At 73.7% G+C, this 4,531-nt stretch carries 4 protein-coding genes; 3 read left to right on the top strand and 1 reads right to left on the bottom strand.

What is annotated here, in order from left to right:
* The coding region (locus tag VIU94_RS41470; protein WP_331920314.1) for a pirin family protein at nt 1-564 on the top strand (564 nt) is incomplete at its 5' end.
* A 3-nt stretch (nt 565-567) separates the two neighbouring features.
* Here VIU94_RS41470 and VIU94_RS41465 read toward each other — a convergent pair.
* On the bottom strand, nt 568-1,752 hold the full coding sequence (locus VIU94_RS41465) for a L,D-transpeptidase (RefSeq protein ID WP_331920312.1): 1,185 nt from the start codon (nt 1,750-1,752) through the stop codon (nt 568-570).
* 201 nt (nt 1,753-1,953) lie between these two features.
* Here VIU94_RS41465 and VIU94_RS41460 point away from each other — a divergent pair, with 201 nt between their 5' ends.
* Both VIU94_RS41460 and murJ read left to right on the top strand, forming a co-directional pair.
* Nucleotides 1,954-3,132, top strand: coding sequence for a lipid II:glycine glycyltransferase FemX (locus tag VIU94_RS41460; RefSeq protein WP_331920310.1), 1,179 nt, complete (start codon nt 1,954-1,956; stop codon nt 3,130-3,132).
* Nucleotides 3,129-4,531, top strand: a 1,403-nt coding sequence (gene murJ, locus VIU94_RS41455; RefSeq protein ID WP_331920308.1) for a murein biosynthesis integral membrane protein MurJ, incomplete at its 3' end; no start/stop codon positions are given. The genes VIU94_RS41460 and murJ, both read left to right, overlap by 4 nt.

Raw genomic sequence — 4,531 nt, 5'->3', positions numbered from 1 at the left:
CGCTTCGGCGCGATCCTCGCCTGTAACGAGGAGCGGCTCGCCCCCGGCGCCGGGTTCGACGAGCATCCGCACAGCCATACCGAGATCGTGACCTGGGTCGTCGAGGGCGAGCTGACGCACCGCGACTCGGCCGGCCACGAGGGCGTCGTGCGCGCCGGCGACGTGCAGCGGCTCAGCTCCGCCGCCGGCGTCCGGCACGTCGAGCGCAACGACGGCGACGTTCCGCTGGTCTTCGTGCAGATGTGGCTCGCCCCGCAGGACCCCGGCGGCGAGCCCGCGTACGAGATCGTCCGCGGGATCGCCGACTCCACCCCGTACGCCCTCCCCGAGGCCGCGGCCATGCTGCACGTCCGCCGCCTGGAGCCGGGCGAGCGCACCGCCGTCCCGGACGCGGACCTCGTGTACGTCCACGTCGTCCGCGGCACGGTCCGCCTCGACGGCGCGGAACTGGCCGCGGGCGACGCGGCGCGCGCGACGGACGCGAGGGACCTGGCGTTGATGGCGACGGGCGACGCGGAGGTGCTGCTGTGGGAGATGAAGGACCTGCGGCGCGCCCTGGGGTGAACCTCAGCCGAGCGCGCTCTTCTTCTTCCACTCCTCCCAGCCCACGTTCCACGCCCCGTACCCGTTGCCCTCCGCCACCGTGCCCTTGGTGTCCGCGCCCTTGATCTCGAAGGGGTCGCCCGCGCGGACCGACGCGTAGAGCGAGGCGGCCTGTTCGGTGCTCATGCCGATGCAGCCGGAACTGTGGTTCTCGCGGCCGAAGTAGCCCTCGTTCCACGGGGCCGCGTGCGCGTACATCCCCGACCAGGTCAGCCGCATCGAGTAGGCGACCATCTTGTTGTAGGCGTCGCCGAGACCGACCGTCTCGGAGTTCATCCGGATCGTGCCCTCCTTGGCCATGAGCACCGCAGTGCCCCGCCACGAGCGCCTGTCGCCGCCGGGCGTGCCGCCGGAGACGGGGATCGTACGGACCACCCTGCCGTCCCGCTCCAGCCTCAACTTCTTCGCGTCCAGGTCCACCTTCACTATCTGCCGCGCACCGACGATGAAACCTGTCTTGTAGTCGCGGACGAACCAACCCCCGCCCGAATCGGTGCCGTTGAGCGTCGCGTCCAGGGTGACCTTCGTGCCGGGCCGCCAGTACTCCTTCGGCCGCCAGTCGGCCCTGTCCTTCCCGGACCAGTCCTTGAGCCAGCCCCAGGAGCCCTCGGTGGCGTTCGAGGTGGTCACCCTCAGCTGCTTCTCCACCTCCGCCTTGTGCGTGACGGGGCCGTCGAAGACGATCGACAGCGGCTGGCCGACGCCGACCGTCGTGTTCTTGCCGGGGGCCAGCGTCAGCCGGTTGACCCGCTCCGCCGCGGGCGTCCGGAACGTCGAGCGGGTCGTCGACTCCTTCCCGCCCGCCGTCCGGGCCGTCGCCTCCACGCGGTACGCGGCTCCCGGCGCCGCGACCCGCTCCGACACCCACGACGTGCCGCCGGAGGCGGTCTTGCCCGTGAGCACCCCGCCCTTCGCATCGACGACCCGCACCTCGGTCAGCGTGCCGCCCGTCGCGGTCACGGTCACGACCCGGCCGGCCGCCGGGGTCACCACGCTCACCTTCGCCGGGGGCTCGGCCGCCTTGCCGTCCGCCGCGTCGCGGGGCGAGCCGCTCGCCCCCGACGTGCAGGCGGTCAGGACGGAGCACAGGGCGACGGCCGCCAGAGCGGGACGTACCAGAGCGGGACGTATTCGGGTGCGCGCAGACATCACGGAAGCCTCCGGAAAAGGGTGGGATGCCGGGACTGTAGGCCGTCCGCACACCGCCGGAACCGCCCGAACGCCCATGTGACAGCGGCTGCAGAGGAACGGTCATCGTCCGGTCACATACGCCGCGCGGAGCCGTCAAGGACGGCTGTGAGCATCCTGTGCGCCCCACGACCGAGGGGGCGGAACAAGGAGGCTCCCGTTGTGTCAGCGCTGCTCGTGACGGCCCCCGCACGCGACGCCGGGGAAGCGTGGCTCGGCCCCGTCACCGCCCAGACCTACCGGGCGTTCGTCGCGTCCCGCGCCGCCGGACCGGACGGCCCCAGCTTCCTGCAGTGCCCCTCCTGGGCCGGCGTGAAGGCGGGCTGGCGGCCGCTGTTCCTCGGCTGGGGGCAGGCGGACGGGCGGCTCACCGGCGCCGCGCTGGTCCTGCTGCGCCCGTTCCCCGGCACCCGCAAGTACTTCGCCTACCTGCCCGAGGGACCCATCGCCGACTGGTCCGACCCGGACCTCGACCGCTGGCTCGTCCCGCTGCTCGGGCATGTGCGCGCGGTCGGCGCGTTCGCCGTGCGGATCGGGCCCACGCCCGCGTTCCGGCGCTGGAACGCGGCCCGGCTCAAGACCCTCACCGGCCCCGGCCGACGCCTTTCCGACGTGCTCGCCTGCGAGGTCGACCCGCTCGGCACCGCCGTCGCCGAACGGCTCCGCGCCCGCGGCTGGCGGCGCTGCGGCGGCGACGCGGAGGACGGCGCCGACGCCCAGCCCCGGTTCGTCTACCAGGTGCCGCTGGCCGGCCGCGGCGCCGACGAGCTGTGGAACGGGCTCAACCAGGAATGGCGGCGCAACGTCCGCAAGTCCCGTCGGCACGGGGTCGAGGTCACCGTCGGCGGCGCCGCCGACCTGCCCGAGTTCTACCGGCTGCTGCGGATCACCGAGGAGCGCGACGGCTTCCGGCTGGGCCGCGACCTCGCGTACTACGAGCGGCAGTACGCGGTCCTCAACGCCGAGGAACCCGGCCGGATGAAGCTCTATCTCGCCCGCCACGAGGGCGAGATCCTCGCTGCCCACACGATGATCACCGTCGGCCGGCGGGTCTGGTACCAGACCGGCGCGTCCGCCGACCACCGGCGCGAGGTCCGCCCGTCCAACGCCCTGCAGTGGCGCATGATGCTCGACGCGCACGCCGCCGGGGCCGACGTCTACGACATGCGCGGAGTACCCTCCACCCTTGATCCGGACGACCGCGCCCACGGGCTGCTGCGCTGGAAGCTCGGCACGGGCGGACAGGTCGTCGAGACGTTGGGGGAGTGGGAGACACCGTTGCAGGGCACGACCAACCACGCGCTGTACCGCGCCTTTCAGGCGTACCTGGCCCGCCGATGACGACCGCCGTGGGGGAACGGCGCGCACCGTCCGTGCTGCGCAGCGGCGCGCTGATGGCGGCCGGTTCGGTCGTCTCGCGCGCCACCGGCTTCGTCCGCTCCGCCGTCGTCGCGGCGGCCCTCGGCATCGGGGCGCTCGCGGACGGGTACGCGGTCGGCAACTCCGTCCCGACGATCGTGTACATGCTGCTGCTCGGCGGGGCGCTCAACGCGGTCTTCGTGCCGGAGCTGGTCAAGGCGGCGAAGGAACACGAGGACGGGGGCGCGGCGTACACCGACCGGCTGCTGACGGTCTGCGTGCTGGCCCTGACGCTGCTCACGGCCGGCGCGGTGCTCGCGGCGCCCGCGATCGTGGACGCGTACACCGACTACACGGGCGAGCAGCGGACGACGACGGTCGCGTTCGCGCGGTTCTGCCTGCCGCAGATCTTCTTCCTCGGGCTGTTCACGCTGCTCGGCCAAGTGCTCAACGCGCGCGGGCGGTTCGGCGCGATGATGTGGACGCCGGTGCTCAACAACGTCGTCGTCATCGCGGTGTTCGCGCTGTATCTCGCGACGGCGGACGGCGGGACGGTCTCGGCGCGCGAGACCGCGCTGCTCGGCTGGGGCACGACGGCGGGCATCGCCGTCCAGGCGCTGGCGCTCGTACCGGCGCTGCGCGCGGCGTCGTTCCGCTGGCGGCCGCGCTTCGACTGGCGCGGCAGCGGGCTCACGGCCCCGCTGCGATCGGCCGGCTGGCTGGTGCTGCTCGTCCTCACCAACCAGGCCGCGTACTGGGTGACCACCCGGCTGGCGACGGCCGCGGGGTCGCGGGCCGAGGCCCTGGGGTTCGACGGCGGCGTCGGCTTCGCCGCGTACAACAACGCGTACGTGGTGTGGGTCGTGCCGCACGGCATCGTCACCGTCGCGCTGATGACCGCGCTCATGCCGCGGATGAGCGGTGCGGCGGCGGACGGCGACGTGGCGGGGGTGCGGCGGGACGCCGGCTACGCGCTGCGCACCAGCGCGGCGGCGGTCGTCCCTGCGGCATGCGCGCTGTTCGCGCTGGCGGCGCCGCTGCTCGCCCTGGTCTACCAGCACGGCGTGACCGACGCGCAGGACATCCGCGCGATGGCCGCCACCCTGATGGCCTTCGCGCCCGGCCTGATCGCCCTCTCCGGCCAGTACGTGCTCACCCGCGCCTTCTACTCCCTGCGCGACACCCGCACCCCGTTCCTGCTGAACCTCCTGATCGCCGGCCTGAACGCGACCCTGTCCTGGGCCGCCTACGCGGCGCTCCCCGCCCGCTGGGCGGTCACCGGCATGGCGGCGGCGTACTCGGTGGCGCTGTGGGCCGGCTGGGCGGCGACGGGGTGGGCGCTGCGCAGGCGGTTGCGAGGGGCGGGCGCCGGCACGGCCGG

The sequence above is a fragment of the Streptomyces sp. genome, assembly GCF_036566765.1.
Classification (GTDB): domain Bacteria; phylum Actinomycetota; class Actinomycetes; order Streptomycetales; family Streptomycetaceae; genus Streptomyces.
Note: the sequence above shows the minus strand (reverse complement) of the source record. Positions and strands in the feature narration are given on the sequence as shown.

Coding starts and splice junctions, on each gene's coding strand:
- VIU94_RS41465 (WP_331920312.1), bottom strand. CDS start 1,752: ATGTCTGCGCGCACCCGAATACGTCCCGCTCTGGTACGTCCCGCTCTG.